This is a genomic window from Negativibacillus massiliensis (assembly GCF_900148495.1).
Lineage (GTDB): Bacteria > Bacillota > Clostridia > Oscillospirales > Ruminococcaceae > Negativibacillus > Negativibacillus massiliensis.
Genome location: NZ_FTRU01000008.1, coordinates 1,316,002 through 1,331,967 on the forward strand (window position 1 = coordinate 1,316,002; position 15,966 = coordinate 1,331,967).

Annotated in this window: 19 protein-coding genes; 8 read left to right on the forward strand and 11 right to left on the reverse strand. The window is 44.9% G+C overall.

Annotation, left to right across the window (positions count from 1 at the left end; genetic code table 11):
* Positions 1-143: 143 nt before the first annotated feature.
* Positions 144-1,145 carry an alpha/beta hydrolase gene (locus BQ5375_RS12140; RefSeq protein ID WP_022133584.1) on the forward strand — a complete coding sequence of 334 codons (1,002 nt, stop codon included), beginning with the start codon at positions 144-146 and terminating at the stop codon, positions 1,143-1,145.
* Positions 1,146-1,199: 54 nt separating this feature from the next.
* On the opposite strand, the gene BQ5375_RS12145 is transcribed toward BQ5375_RS12140, so the two are convergent.
* Positions 1,200-1,679, reverse strand: coding sequence for a hypothetical protein (locus BQ5375_RS12145; RefSeq protein WP_022133585.1), 480 nt, complete (start codon positions 1,677-1,679; stop codon positions 1,200-1,202).
* A gap of 169 nt (positions 1,680-1,848) precedes the next feature.
* Between BQ5375_RS12145 and BQ5375_RS12150 the strand changes: the two genes are divergently transcribed.
* Together BQ5375_RS12150 and BQ5375_RS12155 are read left to right on the forward strand one after the other, a co-directional pair.
* Positions 1,849-3,567 (forward strand): ABC transporter ATP-binding protein, encoded by a 1,719-nt coding sequence (locus tag BQ5375_RS12150; RefSeq protein WP_022133586.1) that lies wholly within the window; start codon positions 1,849-1,851, stop codon positions 3,565-3,567.
* A 439-nt stretch (positions 3,568-4,006) separates the two neighbouring features.
* Positions 4,007-4,591 (forward strand): sugar O-acetyltransferase, encoded by a 585-nt coding sequence (locus BQ5375_RS12155; protein ID WP_022133587.1) that lies wholly within the window; start codon positions 4,007-4,009, stop codon positions 4,589-4,591.
* A gap of 157 nt (positions 4,592-4,748) precedes the next feature.
* Here the strand turns inward: BQ5375_RS12155 and BQ5375_RS12160 are convergent, their stop codons facing one another.
* Together BQ5375_RS12160 and BQ5375_RS12165 are read right to left on the reverse strand one after the other, a co-directional pair.
* Entirely contained in the window at positions 4,749-5,285 is a 537-nt protein-coding gene (locus tag BQ5375_RS12160) for a DUF2812 domain-containing protein (RefSeq protein ID WP_022133588.1), read from the reverse strand.
* Positions 5,282-5,605: a PadR family transcriptional regulator gene (locus BQ5375_RS12165; protein ID WP_022133589.1), complete on the reverse strand. Its 324-nt coding sequence runs from the start codon at positions 5,603-5,605 to the stop codon at positions 5,282-5,284. Before BQ5375_RS12165 ends, BQ5375_RS12160 begins: the two co-directional genes overlap by 4 nt.
* A 209-nt stretch (positions 5,606-5,814) precedes the next feature.
* On the opposite strand from BQ5375_RS12165, the gene BQ5375_RS12170 reads away from it, so the two are divergent.
* From BQ5375_RS12170 to BQ5375_RS12185, 4 genes are all read left to right on the forward strand, one after another.
* Positions 5,815-6,027, forward strand: a complete 213-nt coding sequence (locus BQ5375_RS12170; protein WP_076917990.1) for a FeoA family protein — start codon at positions 5,815-5,817, stop codon at positions 6,025-6,027.
* A 63-nt stretch (positions 6,028-6,090) separates the two neighbouring features.
* Entirely contained in the window at positions 6,091-6,315 is a 225-nt protein-coding gene (locus BQ5375_RS12175) for a FeoA family protein (protein WP_022133591.1), read from the forward strand.
* Between the two features lie 66 nt (positions 6,316-6,381).
* On the forward strand, positions 6,382-8,526 hold the full coding sequence (gene feoB, locus BQ5375_RS12180) for a ferrous iron transport protein B (RefSeq protein ID WP_076917991.1): 2,145 nt from the start codon (positions 6,382-6,384) through the stop codon (positions 8,524-8,526).
* Between the two features lie 31 nt (positions 8,527-8,557).
* Positions 8,558-8,980, forward strand: a complete 423-nt coding sequence (locus BQ5375_RS12185) for a metal-dependent transcriptional regulator (RefSeq protein ID WP_076917992.1) — start codon at positions 8,558-8,560, stop codon at positions 8,978-8,980.
* A gap of 98 nt (positions 8,981-9,078) precedes the next feature.
* Here BQ5375_RS12185 and BQ5375_RS12190 read toward each other — a convergent pair whose 3' ends face one another.
* The 5 genes from BQ5375_RS12190 to BQ5375_RS12210 form a co-directional block, all read right to left on the reverse strand.
* Entirely contained in the window at positions 9,079-9,666 is a 588-nt protein-coding gene (locus tag BQ5375_RS12190; RefSeq protein WP_076917993.1) for a manganese catalase family protein, read from the reverse strand.
* 4 nt (positions 9,667-9,670) lie between these two features.
* Positions 9,671-10,027, reverse strand: a complete 357-nt coding sequence (locus BQ5375_RS12195) for a hypothetical protein (protein ID WP_022133595.1) — start codon at positions 10,025-10,027, stop codon at positions 9,671-9,673.
* A 1-nt stretch (position 10,028) separates the two neighbouring features.
* Positions 10,029-10,367, reverse strand: a complete 339-nt coding sequence (locus BQ5375_RS12200; protein WP_022133596.1) for a phage holin — start codon at positions 10,365-10,367, stop codon at positions 10,029-10,031.
* Between the two features lie 28 nt (positions 10,368-10,395).
* Positions 10,396-11,160, reverse strand: coding sequence for an SPOR domain-containing protein (locus tag BQ5375_RS12205; protein ID WP_022133597.1), 765 nt, complete (start codon positions 11,158-11,160; stop codon positions 10,396-10,398).
* A 299-nt stretch (positions 11,161-11,459) separates the two neighbouring features.
* Positions 11,460-11,702 carry a hypothetical protein gene (locus BQ5375_RS12210; RefSeq protein WP_022133598.1) on the reverse strand — a complete coding sequence of 81 codons (243 nt, stop codon included), beginning with the start codon at positions 11,700-11,702 and terminating at the stop codon, positions 11,460-11,462.
* Between the two features lie 108 nt (positions 11,703-11,810).
* On the opposite strand from BQ5375_RS12210, the gene BQ5375_RS12215 reads away from it, so the two are divergent.
* Entirely contained in the window at positions 11,811-13,259 is a 1,449-nt protein-coding gene (locus BQ5375_RS12215; protein ID WP_076917994.1) for a recombinase family protein, read from the forward strand.
* A 129-nt stretch (positions 13,260-13,388) separates the two neighbouring features.
* Here the strand turns inward: BQ5375_RS12215 and BQ5375_RS12220 are convergent, their stop codons facing one another.
* The 3 genes from BQ5375_RS12220 to BQ5375_RS12230 are packed head-to-tail and all read right to left on the reverse strand — an operon-like array spanning position 13,389 to position 15,939.
* On the reverse strand, positions 13,389-13,631 hold the full coding sequence (locus BQ5375_RS12220; RefSeq protein WP_022133599.1) for a D-alanine--poly(phosphoribitol) ligase subunit 2: 243 nt from the start codon (positions 13,629-13,631) through the stop codon (positions 13,389-13,391).
* On the reverse strand, positions 13,628-15,085 hold the full coding sequence (locus BQ5375_RS12225; protein ID WP_022133600.1) for an AMP-binding protein: 1,458 nt from the start codon (positions 15,083-15,085) through the stop codon (positions 13,628-13,630). Before BQ5375_RS12225 ends, BQ5375_RS12220 begins: the two co-directional genes overlap by 4 nt.
* A 23-nt stretch (positions 15,086-15,108) precedes the next feature.
* Positions 15,109-15,939: a VanW family protein gene (locus BQ5375_RS12230; protein ID WP_022133601.1), complete on the reverse strand. Its 831-nt coding sequence runs from the start codon at positions 15,937-15,939 to the stop codon at positions 15,109-15,111.
* Between the last annotated feature and the right edge of the window lie 27 nt (positions 15,940-15,966).

Consider the following 15,966-nt stretch of genomic DNA (forward strand, 5'->3'; position numbering starts at 1 on the left):
ACCGCTTCTGCACCTGAAAACGGCAGAGGCGGTTTTTCTTTGTCGAAAAGCCTGATAGATTTCACAAAAAGTTTTTTTCTTTTGCCAGAATCTGTGTTATAATACATCCGTATAAAATCCATGTTACTTTATGAGGTGAAAGAATGCCTGTTCTTAATATCATGTTAATCTTACTGATTGTATTTGTTGTGATTCTGCTGCTGATTCTTTCTGTCAGACGGCATATTGCCATCAAACTTGCGCTGGAAGCAATTGCTCCAAGAGACATCAGCTACGGTGCGGTCCTCAGCCAGGAAATCACCCGCAACCATATTGACCGTTCTCTGATGGACTTAAAATACGATAAGCTCTTTTTAAAGAATGCCCGCGGTCAGGAACTGATTGCCCGTCTGTATCTTGCCTCAGCTCAGACTGACCATTACATTCTGTTTTTGCATGGCTACAACTATCCTTGGGTCGGTGCGCTCAAATATCTGCCGATGCTGCTCGAACGAGGATTCAATGTCCTTGTACCTGACCAGCAGGCACAGGGAGAAAGTCAGGGCGATTTTATCACCTTTGGTGCATTGGAAAGTGACGATGCATTGGAGTGGCTGACACAGATTACCCGCCACGCACGACTCAACGGCTTTGAGCGGGCACGTACCGGTATCATGGGGGAATCCATGGGTGCGGTCACTGCGCTGCTTGCCATGGAAAAAGCAAATTCTCCATCAGTGCCGCTGGAAAACAAACCATTGTTCTGTATCGCTGACTGTCCTTTCTCTGATTGGGACAGCATGATGACCCTTCAGTTTCAAAAGAGAAGTTCTCTGAGTCCAAAACTTCTGCTCCCGCTGGTCAAGCTGATTATCAAAACTAAAACAGGCGTGGACATGAGCAGTATCTCTGCGGTGCAGGCTGCCAAAAACATCCGGGTTCCTGTCCTCCTGTTCCATGGCACAAAAGATCCGCTGGTCCCCTGCTCGATGAGTAAGGAAATTGCCAAGGCAAACCCGAACATCACCTTTTGTCCGGTAGAAGGTGCAAAACACATGAACTGCTACACTACAAATCCGCAGGAATACTGCCGCCAGATTGACCAACTACTTACAAAAGTTCCATTTGAAAATCAAGCTGCGGAAGAAATCGCAGTCTATCTGTAAAAACATAAAAAACCTCCACTTTTCCGTGGAGGTTTTCTTTTTTCCATTTTTTGATTAGCCGTACAACGGGATAAACATTGCATACGGTGCTGTAAAAATCGCCAAAGCAAGACAAAGTTTGTGAATCTGCTCACCAGAAAGCTCATCCTGCAATTTTTGAAAGGAAAAGCGTTTATTCAAGAAGAAAATCAGTACTCCCGCAAGCAACACTCCTGGAATGGCGATTATCGTTGTTGCCGGGAATAAAATCAGATTAAACGGCAGTTTCAGCCAATCCGAAACAAGCATCAGAACAAAGATGAGTGCTGCACCTATAAAGTCGCTGAGAAAGCCAATCAGCCAAATCCGAACAATGCTTTTTTTCCAAAGGTATAGCCGGTTTTCCAGATGAAGAGCATACATTGCCAAAAGCAGCACCACGCTGTCGATCACAAAATTTGCCGGCAGCAGAATCAACCACAAAACACTCGGCCAGATAAAAAACATCCAGATTGGAAACAGCAGATTATAAAGCCGTATTTCTTTTTTTCTCATGCTTCTCCCTCCCCTAAAATTTGCCCTTTTTCTTTTATTCTATCATACAAATTCTACTTTGACCATTCTTTTCAGAGATTACGTCTATCCTTTCACAATGGATTGAAAAAACATACAGAATCGTGTATGATAGAAAGGAATGTAAAAAGTATGTGAGGAGTGTGTTATCATGCTGAAATCGTTTGCCCGCTACTACAAACCGCACTGGAAGCTGTTTGTACTGGACATGGTATGCGCGCTGATTGCGGCCAGCTGCGACCTGATGTACCCTGTCATTTCCCGAAACATCATCAACACCTACATTCCGGACAAAAATCTCCAGTTGATTTTTTCCTGGTGTGCAGCGCTTCTGGTCATCTATATCATCCAGACCATTATGCAGTATATCATGCAGTATCAGGGTCATGTTGTGGGTGTTCGCATGCAGGCAGACATGCGCCGCGACGTCTTCACCCATCTGCAAAGACTTCCATTCTCCTACTTTGATGAACACAAAACCGGTGTCATCATGTCCCGAATCGTCAACGACCTGATGGATATTTCCGAGTTTGCTCACCATGGTCCGGAAGACCTGTTTATCTCAGCAGTAACCATCATTGGCTCCTTCATTATCCTGTGTACTGTCAACGTTCCACTGACATTGCTTACCTTTATCATGATTCCGTTTTTGGTTTTATTCATCGTGAAAAAGCGCACTGCAATGACCGTTGCTTTCCGCAAAAACCGAATCGAAATTGCGGAAGTAAACGCAAGTCTGGAAAACTCGATTGCCGGCGTGCGTGTTGCCCGCGCTTTTACCGGAGAAGCAGAAGAACAGAAAAAGTTTAATGAAAACAACCAGCGCTACGTTGCAGTTCGTGAAAAAGCCTACCGCGTTATGGCAGAGTTTTTCTCTGGTACCAACTTCCTGACTGCCATGATGAATGTTATCATTCTGGCTGGCGGCGGATACTGCGTTTATGCCGGTGTCATCACTGTCGGCGATATGGTTGCTTACATGCTGTTTATCAACATGTTCGTGACCCCAATTAAGAAGCTGATCCAGTTTGTCGAAATGTTCCAGAACGCCATCACCGGCTATGTTCGCTTTGAAGAACTGATGAACGTACAGCCGGAAAAAGAAGATGAGCATGCGCAGGAACTGACCGATGTTAAGGGCGAGATCACCTTTGACAATGTTACCTTCCAGTATGATGAAGGCAAAGAGGTACTTTCTAACATCTCGCTCACCTTCCCGCAGGGCAAGATGGTTGCTATTGTCGGCCCTTCCGGCGGCGGTAAAACGACTCTCTGCCACCTGATTCCTCGTTTCTATGAGATTTCCAGCGGAAGCATCTCGGTAGATGGTCACGACATCCGCACCGTCACCCGTTCTTCCCTTCGCCAGAAAATCGGTATTGTTCAGCAGGATGTCTTCCTCTTTACCGGAACCATCTTTGACAATATCGCCTACGGCAAGCTGGGTGCTTCCCGTGAAGAAGTCATTGAAGCTGCTAAAAAAGCAAACATCCACGATTACATTATGAGCCTTCCAGAAGGCTATGAAACCTTTGTCGGTGAGCGCGGTGTCAAACTTTCGGGTGGTCAGAAACAGCGTATCTCGATTGCACGTGTCTTCTTAAAGAATCCTCCAATCCTTGTTCTGGATGAAGCGACCTCCGCTCTAGACAATGTGACCGAAAACTACATTCAGGATTCGCTGGACGAACTGTGTAAGAACCGTACCACTATCGTGGTTGCACACAGACTTTCCACCATCAAGCATGCAGATGAAATCATCGTTATGGACCGTGATGGCATTCAGGAACGCGGCACTCATGCTCAGCTGCTGGAAAAAGAAAACGGTATTTACAAGGAACTGTACGAAGCACAGTTTGCAAGAATCTAACTGTAAAAAAGGGAGGGATACTTATCATAAAAAAGATCCTGTTATTTTGCAAAACTAATCCGGTTTTCAAAACGATACTTTTCTGCATTTCCCTTCTTTTCCCTCTTTTGTGCTACCTGTTTCTTACCGGTACCCCAATCGATCCATTTCATTTTGTGTGGGTCGCATTCTACGGTTCCTTGTTTGTCTGCCTGTCCTTTCGATCAATCTGGCTAAAGTTACTGATCTGCGGTATCAACCTGTTAACTGTTTCCGGTTTTACCTTTATTGCGCTGATGGGCGGCACTGACATCATTCTTGCAGTTATCTGGAATGCCCTTGTTCCCTTTTTACCAAACCCTTGGTATTAGACACTAAAAAAGATTGCCCTTCCTTTCCTGATGTTTTGAGGAAGGGCAATTGTTTTATCTTTCAACTTTATCTTTCAGGAGGAAATCACATGACCGAACGGGAAAAAATGCTGGCAGGAGAGCTATACGACTGCGGCGACAAAGAACTTTTGACCCAGTGGCACAAAGCAAAAAATCTGACCCGAGATTACAACAATACCGATTCTGAAAATCTAGCAGAAAAAGACCGCATCCTCAGCGAACTGCTCGGCGGGCGAGGCAAAAATTTGTGGATCACAGCTCCTTTTTATGTTGACTACGGAAACAACATTTACTTTGGAAACAACTGCGAGGTCAACATGAATTGCACCTTTCTGGACGACAACAAAATTGTGATCGGCAATAATGCCCTGATTGCACCAAATGTCCAGATTTACACTGCCTTCCACCCCACAAACGCCAGAGAACGCTTTGGGGAGCCTAAGCCAGATGGTTCCTTTGAATTCTGCAAAACCAGAACTGCCCCGGTTATCATTGGGGACAATGTATGGATTGGCGGAGGAGCTATTATTATGCCGGGCGTCACCATCGGGGACAACGTGGTTATCGGCGCAGGAAGTGTCGTTACCAAAGATATTCCAAGCAATGTGATCGCTTACGGCAATCCCTGCCGCATTGCAAGAAAAAACGACTAGGCTTCGCTACAAATTTTGAACATCCTCTTTTCCCACAAGACTTGAGAACAGAGGGTGTTTTATTTTTGAATATCTTTTTTGAAATAAAAATTAATCTTTTGTTCAGACAAACTGATTTCCAGAATCGCGTGAATAAGAATATCGTATATCTTTTATTCTAGAATAAATCGGCAGCACACTGCTCCAACTTTTTTCTTTTTTGACTGTTTTTTCTCGCTTGCTTTAACATTATCACACCTAGAACAGCAAGAAACATTGGCAAAATAATAAGTGCATGATCTTTTTTTACTGCTGGGATTGCTGTAAAAAACATAAAGAAAAAACATACTCCTGACAGAACATAAAATATTTGTTCCATTTTCCTGTATTGTTGTTTCTTGGATTCTGCATCACTGTATAGCTCAAAAACACCCTTATCCGATAATTTTCTTAAAACTACCCAAAATAATCTTTGCTGTACTATCTCTATATCTCCTTCTTCCTTTAAAAAAGTCAGGTACTCCTCTTTTTCTTGTTCATCCTCCGGCAGAATATCAATTCGATATGTATACTGTCTTTTATCAGAATGCTCAAAGATATAGATTCCCAAACAGTTTTTTTTCATATTCCATCCTTTATCTGCCATCTCGTTGAGCCACTGCTCTTCTTTATCTTTATCAAAATAAAACTTCCATCTTACCAGTTTTTCTTTCATTCTGCTTCCTCCTCCCGCATCAGATGACTGTTATTTAACATCTCGGTTAATCGATCACACTCTGCAAAAAAAGCCCTTCGTCCTTCTTCGGTAATTAAATATTCTTTTTTCTTCCTCGAATCATTCTGCTGACTGTAAAGGGAGATCCATCCCCGTTCCTCCAGCATCTTTAACGCTCCATATAATGTTCCTGCCCCAAGTACCAACCTTCCATTGGTCAGTTCCTGTACTTCCTGTATAATGCCATATCCATGCTTTGGCTGACGCAGTGCAAGCAGTACATAAAACAGCGCGTCGGTCAATGGCTGCATTCGTTCCATTTTATCGCCTCCTGATATATCGTTTTACGATATATTTTAGTTATAATATATCATCTGTCGAGTGGTTTGTCAATCAGATTTTATAAGTTATCCTAAGCTAACACATTTTTATTAATATTGATTGACATATTAGTTAGTCTGTGCTAAACTTACACCAGCAAGAAAAGTTAGCATTAGCTAATTATATGAAATGAAGTGAGGGAGGAATTATGATGCCATTAACTTTTGCATCTGTTGGTCAAACTGCTGTAATTCAAAGGATCACCGGAAAAGATGATGTCCGTCAGCATCTGGCAGAGCTTGGCTTTGTCGCTGGAGAAAAAGTCACCATTATTTCATCCAATGGCGGCAACCTCATTTTGAACATTAAAGGCAGCCGAATTGCTCTGGATGCCTCGATGGCACAGAGAGTTATGTTGTAAGAATCATACTGCATCCCCAATATCAGAATGGATGAGTGTGTAATATAATCAGGAGGGATTGTGATGAAAACATTAAAGGATGTGAAACCCGGCCAGACGGTTACGATCGTCAAGCTGCATGGAGAAGGTGCTGTTAAGCGCCGCATCATGGATATGGGATTGACCAAAGGAACCGAGGTCTTTGTCAGAAAGGTTGCTCCTCTGGGAGACCCAATCGAAGTGAATGTCCGCAGCTACGAACTTTCTTTGCGAAAAGCTGACTGCGAGCAGATTGAAGTGACAGCATAATTTTTTGAATGTAAGTTAGCAATTGCTAATCAAGCAATAACTGCAATGAAGAAAAGAGGATGGACCATGGAGTACAAAATTGCATTAGCAGGAAATCCAAACTGCGGAAAAACAACCATGTTTAATGACCTGACCGGAAGCAGCCAGTACGTCGGCAACTGGCCAGGTGTTACAGTAGAAAAAAAAGAAGGAAAGCTCAAAGCAAACAAACAGGCAATCATTCAGGATTTACCAGGCATCTACTCCCTTTCCCCATACACATTGGAGGAAGTTGTCAGCAGAAACTATTTGGTCACCCAGCATCCTGACGCAATGATCAACATTGTGGATGCTTCCAATCTGGAACGAAATCTTTATCTGACCACCCAGCTGCTGGAAATTGGAGTGCCAATGGTGATTGCGCTGAACATGATGGATCTTGTCCGCAAAAATGGAGATAAGATTGACGTTGCAAAGCTTTCACAGGCTCTTGGCTGTCAGATTATCGAGACCAGTGCTCTGAAAGGAGAAGGAAGCGCTGAGGTTGCAAAAGCAGCGCTGACCCTTGCTCAGAGAAAATCGCTTGCACCAAAACCGCTTTCCTTCGACCCAAAACTGGAAGAAACTCTTGCAATGATTCAAAAACAGATTGCCGGAAACTGTGATCCAAACAATCTTCGCTGGTTTGCAATCAAGCTTTTTGAACGCGATGAAAAAGCAATGGAACAGCTCAATCTTTCCGCAGCTGTACTGGATCAGATCGAAGCGCTGCGTCAGGAAGCCGAGCGTGAATTTGATGACGATGCAGAAAGCATCATCACTCATGAGCGCTATCAGGCAATTTCCCGCATTCTCAAAACCTGCTATCAGAAACAGCAGACAAAACAGAGACTTACCACCAGCGATAAAATCGATAAGATTGTTACAAACCGCATTCTTGCGCTTCCTATCTTTGCGCTGGTCATGTTTGTAGTTTACTATCTTTCCATCTCCACTGTGGGAACGATGATGACCGACTGGGTCAATGATGTTCTGTTTACCGAAATAATTCCTCCAGCAGTGGAAGGATGGCTCACCGCTGCCAATACCGCTCCATGGCTCCAGTCTCTGGTTCTGGATGGCATCATCGCCGGTGTCGGTGCTGTACTTGGCTTCCTGCCTCAGATGATGGTTCTCTTCCTGCTGCTCGCACTTTTGGAAGACTGCGGTTACATGGCACGTATTGCCTTTATCATGGACCGTGTTTTTCGTCGTTTTGGTCTGTCGGGTAAATCCTTTATCCCAATGCTGGTCGGTCTGGGCTGCGGCGTTCCTGCTGTTCAGGCAAGCCGTACCATTGAAAATGACCGCGACCGCAAGATGACCATTATGACAACCACCTTTATCCCATGTTCTGCAAAACTTCCTATCATCGGTCTGATTTCCGGCGCATTGTTCCATGGTTCTGGCTGGGTTGCAACTTCCGCTTACTTTGTCGGTATTGCTGCAATCATTGTTTCCGGCATCATCTTAAAGAAAACGAAACTCTTTGCCGGTGACCCTGCTCCATTTGTTATGGAACTTCCAGCTTACCATATTCCAAGCGTAAAAGGCGTTCTGATCCACATGTGGGATCGTTCCAAAGCCTTTGTCCGTAAGGCAGGTACCATTATTTTCCTGTCTTCCGCACTCATTTGGTTCCTTTCCAACTTTAACTTCAGTTTGCAGATGGTCGAAACTCCAGATTCCATTCTGGCTTCTATCGGCCGCGTAATTGCACCAATCTTTGCTCCTCTTGGATGGGGACACTGGGAAGCCGCAGTCGGCAGCTTTGCTGGTCTGGTGGCAAAAGAAAACCTGGTAAGCGTTATGGCAATCCTTTATGGCTTTGCTGAGGTAGCAGAAAACGGCGATGAGATGTGGTCGGTATTTGCACAGAACTTCACCATGATTTCTGCATACTCCTTCCTTGTCTTTAACCTGCTGTGCGCTCCTTGCTTTGCTGCAATCGGTGCAATCCGTCGTGAGATGGGAAGCGGCAAATGGACCTGGATTGCAATTGGCTATCAGTGTCTCTTTGCTTACGTTGTATCCTTGATTATCTACCAGATTGGCAACCTTCTGCTGGGGGGTACCTTCGGACTTGGAACGGTTGTTGGCATTATCCTTCTGGCTGCCATGGTTTATCTGATGGTTCGTCCAAACCCGGAAGAACGCACCAGAAAACTGAAAGTTGCCAAGACTGCTGCTTAAATTTTAATTCTCTGAAAGGAGCCTGATCGACATGAAACTGACCTCCGGCAAATTGCGCTACCTGCTGACAATCGCAGCTTTGGAACGAGCTTCCGAGTTAAAAATTTCTTCCCGCGTACGCTGCATCGATATTGCCGTACAGTTGGGAATTTCCAGAGCTTCGGTCTGCAAAATGCTTTCTTCCCTTTGCAAAGAAGGGCTGATCGAACAGGCTCCGGACAAATCGCTGCACATCACTCCATTTGGACACGAATTAGCTCAGCAGTATGAAGAGCAGTATCATCAATTATGTCCTGTTTTTCAAAGCCTTGGACTAAGTGAATTTGATGCTCAGGAATGTGCAATGGCACTGCTCTCTCAACTTCCAGAACAAACCCTGAAAAACGTTTGTTCCTGCCTTTCCTCAGAAAACCTTGCTCAATTGTTTCACCATTTTTCTCAGATGTCCGCATAAATGCTGACATACAAAAGATTCTCCAACTCTCTTTTTTACAAAACAAAAACGGACGCTTCTATTGTGCGTCCGTTTTTGTTTTATATTTTTTTGACACTTTATTTCTGTCTGTTTTTTCGGTTTACGTCAAACTCCGGATTAAATGCATAAAAGTTTTTGCTGTCCAGCTGCTCCTGCGCAATTCGAAGCATCTCACCAAACCGCTGGAAATGTACAATTTCTCTTGCACGCAAAAACTTGATTGGTTCCCTGACATCCGGATCATCCACCAGTCGCAAGATATTGTCGTAGGTGACACGCGCTTTCTGCTCTGCTGCAAGGTCTTCTACCAAGTCACAAATAATATCTCCGGTCGACTGAAGGGTGGATGCGGAAAAAGGAACACCGGATGCAGCCTGCGGATAGATGCCGGTTGTGTGATCGACAAAGTAAGCTTCCATTCCGCCTTCCTTGATTTCTTCCACACTCAATCCTTTGGTCAACTGGTACAGGATTGCGCTGACCAGTTCAATATGTGCCAGCTCTTCTGTACCAATATCGGTCAGCCCTGCTTTGATCTGTCCCCATGGAGCAGTGTAACGCTGGCTTAAGTATCGTGTCGCTGCACCAAGCTCTCCATCTGGACCACCCAATTGCAATAAGATATGAAAAGAATGGGCGCCTTTTTTTATCAGAAAGGCGCCCATTTTATTAATCTGTAGGACTCATTTTGTCCTTTAGCACAGTTACCCTGTCTTTTACTGGAAGCTCCCGCAAATCCTCCATCAACTTGGTTACTGTACCATTGCCGCCGAGATTATGATACTCGGTGTACATTTTCTCGGCAGCCTCCAAACCGTGCAGAGTGATCCAGCCACGCTCGGTGTAATGATAATATGCCTGCACCACCCGATCACGCAGCAGTGCCTGAATTCCAAACTCAATTGCCTTTTGCCGACAGTCTTCCTGTTTTTGTCGATTCCACATCATCTTGACGATAAAACTCAGTCCGGTCAAAATTCCCGAAAACAACGCTTCCAGCCAATATTTTGCCAGCCATTCCACCATTTTATACCGCCTCTTTTGTTCTGTGCTTTGTATCCAGCCCCAAGTCTTTCCAGGCATTCTCGATGGCAATTCGAACAGTATCCATATCAATCTTGATTCCATGTTTTTGGCATTGCGATTCAATATAGCTGCTCACCCATTCGAGCTTTTCTTCTCCTTTTCCCTGTGCATCAAAAATAATCTCCGCTGCCTGCACACCTGCCAGTGCATAATTCTTTACTGTTTCCCACTGAACATTGGTAAGCTTTGTACGAATAAGCGGCACAATCACACTTGTTACCAGCACCGAAAGCAGTCCGATCAGCGCGGCAACAATCTGGGTAATATCAATATCCTGCATATTTTCCTTCCTTTCTTTTTGTCATCTTTTATACTGTTTTTACTGTTCCTGCAAAACCCTTTTTCTTCAGGTCATCACAGGTGATCTGCGCTTTTTTCTCTGTGTCAAAACGACCTACACAAACACGATCTATTTCCTTTACACTGTAAACAAACGCATAGTATCCTTTGTCTGCAAGTTTGCTGCACAGTCCTTCTGCTAAATCATGTGCTTTGGAAAAGGTTTTCACTTCTACCGTATAGGGCAGATATTTTGCCATATCGTCCACCTCCTCTTCTATCTTGCTGTAATCAATGAAAGGACACTCCATCCAGTGGGTCCAGGCTGTTGCACCTCTTCCTCGCAGTGGGGTTTTGACTGCGCCGCGATTTCCGGCACACTCAATTACCCATCCATTTCCAATATAGACCCCAACATGTCCCTGCATATAAACACAGATTCCTGCGCGCTCTGGGATGGTGTCGATTGTCCCTTTTCGGGTAGCAGCATCGTACATCATTCCGGTATTATAGTCGAGATCCGCTCGGTAGATCGGCTTGTTTTCTTTGTCAGACCACATACAGTAACCTTTAATTAGCCCCACACAGTCACATGCTGTCTGTCCAAGGTGTTTTTTGTGGATCTCTTTGTTTGCTCCTCCATTATAAAGCGGGTACTGTTTGGCTTTTGTTTCCAAAAGACTCTCGGTCAGTTTGTTGCCAAAGGTTCCCCAGACATACCACCATTTTTCATTGAATGCTTTTTGAGCGTGTTTGATAAGTCCCTCTGGCGTTTTTCCTGTTACAATCGGCATTTTACCATTCTCCTTTCTTCACTTTATTTACTGACAGTTACACAAACAGATACGTTTCGACAAAAATTATCTCCCCCTTTATAAAGTATGTCATCTCAAATCTTCCTGTTCTTGTGATTTGTCCACATCTTTACTCCCTCCTATCTTACTTTCATCTCTCTGCTGTCAAAACAGCCTGTCCTCCCTTCATCCATACCCAAAAACAAAAGGAAAGTTGCATTAAAAAATACAACTTTCCTTCTGTTTCATAAAATTTTTTATCTCGTCTTACCCAAAAACTTTTCTTATTCTAAATCCGGTCAAAAAAGTGTTTCATTCTCACTCTTCTTTTCTCCTTCTAAATGTTGTGTGCCGATATAATCGGACATCACTCTCCCTGCACGCTCCATCATCTCCTGAACCATTTTTTCCCATTCCTCTGCTAAAATATGGTGTTCTTCCTGTATCTTATTTCCCTGGACATATAAAACCGTGCTCACCGGCAATACCGTTTCATCATTTAGACGGATAAAACTTGTTGCACTGAAATTTTTTCCCGACACGACGCACACCTCCCATTCATCCTATGCTTTCCGCTCTGTTTTTTATGATACTATCCTTCTTTTTGGGGATAACAGCTGCATATCCTTTCTTAAAAAGGAGGGTTATGTATGAAAATTGCTGCTGCTTACATCCGTGTTTCCACCGATGACCAGCTGGAATATTCCCCTGACAGCCAGCTTGTACAGATTCACCGCTACGCTAAAACAAACGGCTTTACCCTGCCAGAGGAATACATCTTTATAGAAGAAGAGGGGCGTTCCGGCCGATACAGCGTAAAACGTCCTGAGTTTTTGCGAATGATTTCCACCGCAAAAAAGAAGCCCAAACCTTTTGATGCAATTCTGGTTTGGAAGTATTCCCGTTTTGCCCGCAGCCGTCAGGACAGCATCATTTACAAGTCTATGCTGCGCAAGGAACTGGGAATCGAGGTCATCTCAATCAGCGAAAATCTGGGTGATGACAAGATGTCCATTATCACCGAGGCGATCATTGAGGCGATGGACGAATTTTACAGCGTAAACCTTGCCGAAGAAGTGACCCGCGGTATGGCGGAAAAAGCCCGCCGGGGCCAGCCCCTGACCTACGCTCCCTTTGGCTATCGCATCGAGAACAAACGCTATTTTCCTGATCCAGACACTGCCTTGCTGGTACAGATGATCTATTCCGATTTTCTGTCCGGCATGGGCTATCGGGAAATTGCGCAAAAGCTTGACCAAATGGATGTTCGCACCCGATTTGGCAATCGGATGGAAAGCCGAAATATCGAATATATCTTAAAAAATCCTGTGTATATCGGGAAAATCCACTGGAATCCGGGTACAAAGATGCAACGTAGTGTCTTGCCAAACTCCGCTATTCTTTCCGATGGTGAGCATCCCGCTTTGGTAAGCCTTGATGACTGGAATGCTGTTCAGAAACGAATCAAAGAGTTAAAAACACTCTATCAAAAAAAGGCAAAATCCGCCGTCATCCCCGAACATGAATTTGCCCTTCGGGGACTGGTGCGGTGCAGCAGCTGCGGCTCGACTCTGGTAAACAGCGGCAATAGCTCTCTTCAATGCAATGCCTATGCCCGTGGCCGGTGCAGCGTATCCCATGCAATCAACCGGGAACATCTGACCCAGTTGGTTCTTTCCACCATACAGACCGACTTTGCAGAAAGCCGCTTTCAACTGAATCTGCCAAAATCTGCTCCAAGTATTGACCCTTTTACCCTTCTGCAAAACCAGTTGGAACGGGAACAGATGAAATTAAAACGGATTCAGCAAGCCTACGAAGCAGGTGTTGATACTCTGAAAGAGTATTCCCGAAGCAAGGAAAAACGAACCGCCTGTATTCGTCAGCTGCAAGAACAACTGGAAAAACTGTGTCTCTCTTCCAACCCCAGCTTAGATGACAACCGCCATTATGTCAGCAATCAGTCTCTTTCCCTTCTTGCCTTTTTAAAAGACCCGAACAACTCAGAAAAGGAGAAAAACATCCTGCTGCGTTCATTGATTGAAAAAGTCGTGTTTGATCGTCAGAAAAACAGCATCGAAATATCCTACTATTTGTAATTTTAACGCATTTATTTTCTTGTTGTATTTTTATTTTTCTCTGTTGATCCCTTTTCTCTTATAATACATACTCTCCAATAAACAAAAACTGCCGCAAAGACAAAAATTAAAGTCTTTGCGGCAGTTTGTTTACTGCAAATATTTCCTGCACAGATTTAAAATTCCATCCAGAGTTCGAAACTCATTTCGGTCTACCTGGGTTGGCTGAATGGAGATGCCGATATCCTCCAGTCCATCCAACAGGGAGATAAACCCCAGACTATCCAGCAACTCACTGTCCAGCAGATCGACCCCATCTTCCAGCGCCTGTTCACTGCCGCAGGCTTCCACCAGTAAACTTTTTACTGCCTGTTCCAACTGCATATCATTCATTCCTGCAACATCCTCTCCAGTGCATGAAAGTCACATTTCCCCCGCTCGTTCATCGGCATTTTTTCTACTGCAATCCATCTTTTTGGCAGCATATAGGAAGGTAAAGCAGAAAGCAGTCGCTGTTTGCATTCACTTAGCGGCAGTCCTTTCCCGTTCCACTCGACAATCGCTGCAAGTCCCCGCACTTCTCCTGCTTTTTGAATCGGCAGTACCACCGCAGCATTTACTTCTTTCCAACACAAAAGCGCCGCTTCGATCTCTCCGGGTTCAATCCGGTATCCTTTATATTTGATTTGCCGGTCGATTCTTCCAAGATACCAGAGCAATCCATCCCGAATCATCCCTTTGTCTCCGGTACAGTAAAGCCTTTCTCCTGCAAAGCTTCCAAATCCGCCTTGAAAAGCTCCAACATAACCGTTGCCGACACTCTTTCCGACAATGGCAATCTCTCCCGGAGTCCCCTCCGGCAACGGCACTTTATCTTCATCCAATATGAGCAATTTTGACGCTGCGCTCTTTACCTCTCCAACTGGAAGTGTGCCCGATCTTTCCTGCACTTCTACCGCACAAACAGCGCAGGCTGCCTCGGTAGGACCATAAGCATTGATAATGCTAAGTTTCGGAAATCGTTCATGCAGCGTTTCCACAGTGCGGGAGGGAAGTGCTTCTCCACAAAGAAAGATGGCCTTTAGCTGCGGCATCAGCTGCTGACTGAAGATCTCATCGCACAAACACAAGCGTATAAAAGACGGCGTGCAGGTCAAACGTACTGCACTGCTTTCCTGCAAAGTGCGGTATAACACCGTCAGATCCTGCTGTTCTTCCCGTTTCAGTGCCCAAACAGTCGCACCTGCGGCAAAACAAGGCCAAAGATCCGCTACCGAAAGATCAAAGGAAAACTGCGACTGATTGACCGTTATTCCTTGACCACATTTTGCAATAGCTGGTATGGACAACATCCATTCAACAAAATTTTCCAGTGCAGCAAGAGAAATTCGTACGCCTTTGGGCATTCCGGTACTTCCCGAAGTAAACAGCCAATAGGCATCCCGTAAAGGGTTATCCGGCAAACTAATTTCTCCTGATTCATGATATTCACTGTATCTCTCTCCCAGAAAAATGGCACCCAGTTTTTCTGCTGCCGGATACTCCCCGCAGGTGAGGATTGTCTTTGCCCCAGACTGCTGATAGATTTGCTCGATTCGCTTTATCGCCTGCCCGGGATCTACGGGAAGATATGGTCTTGCTGCCATAAGGCAAGCCAACAAGGAAATCGGCATTCCGATTTCCTTCTCTCCGAATATCATGACTGGACCGCTTTCCTTCTTTAACCACACCGACAAAGCCGCTGCCCTTTCCCAAAGCTGCCGATAACTTAATTTTTCCTCTTGATTTTGGTAAGCTATCCGGTCTGGATGTTCTTTTGCATGTGCTGCTATTGCTTCTAAGAGCATTCTTTTTCCCCTCGATTTCAAACCTAATCCTGACGGATTTGTTCTGGTGGGATAAGCTTTGGATCATACATAACGCGGGAATGGTTATCCAGCACCAGTTCCTTTGCTACTTCCTGTCCGCTCTCCCGATCAATCACCCTGCGGTACACCTTGCTAATTCGATACCAGCCATCTGCTTCTTTGCGATAATGGTTATCTTCCTCCACAATCCGATAGCGGTATAGAAATGGTTTTGTGGTCCGCAGTTCTCCGCACAAATCAGTATCGCTCAACCAGAACAGCAGCTGTACCGGCTGATCTGTCGTATTTTTAAACTGATAGTCGATATTTTTATAAAAGACAGAAGTCCCTGTTCCAAAGGGAACAGTCCTGCGCTCATCTGGAAACAGTGCATCAGAGTGATGATGCAGTTCGGTCACTGTCATCGGACTGTTGAGCACCAGCCAGTGTACCATATTGGCAAGCTGACACAGCCCTCCTGCAATTCCTGCTTTCATCTGGCTTCCTGCAATTACCAGCCCCTGAGTATATCCTTCTTTCTCGGTTGGATGTCCCACCAACCCCCAAAAGGAAAAGGTCTGTCCCGGCTCAATGATAATTCCGTTTAATTTGGCCGCTGCAATCTGAAGGTTAACCTTTTTCCCTTCCTGCAACTGCATCTCCACTCCATGCAGATGGCGCATCAGCAAGGAAGTATGCCCTTTTACCAGACAAGGCAGCGGCGTTGGGTCCAAATGTTTTGCATAATGCTCCCCACTCAGGCAGGTTTTCAGATCACGCAGGAGATATTCCTTGCGCAAAGAAATCCAGTATCCCACCGGACCTCTTTGACAGAGCAGTTTTCGAGGACTCATCTGCTCTCCCCCTCTCCATCTGTCAAA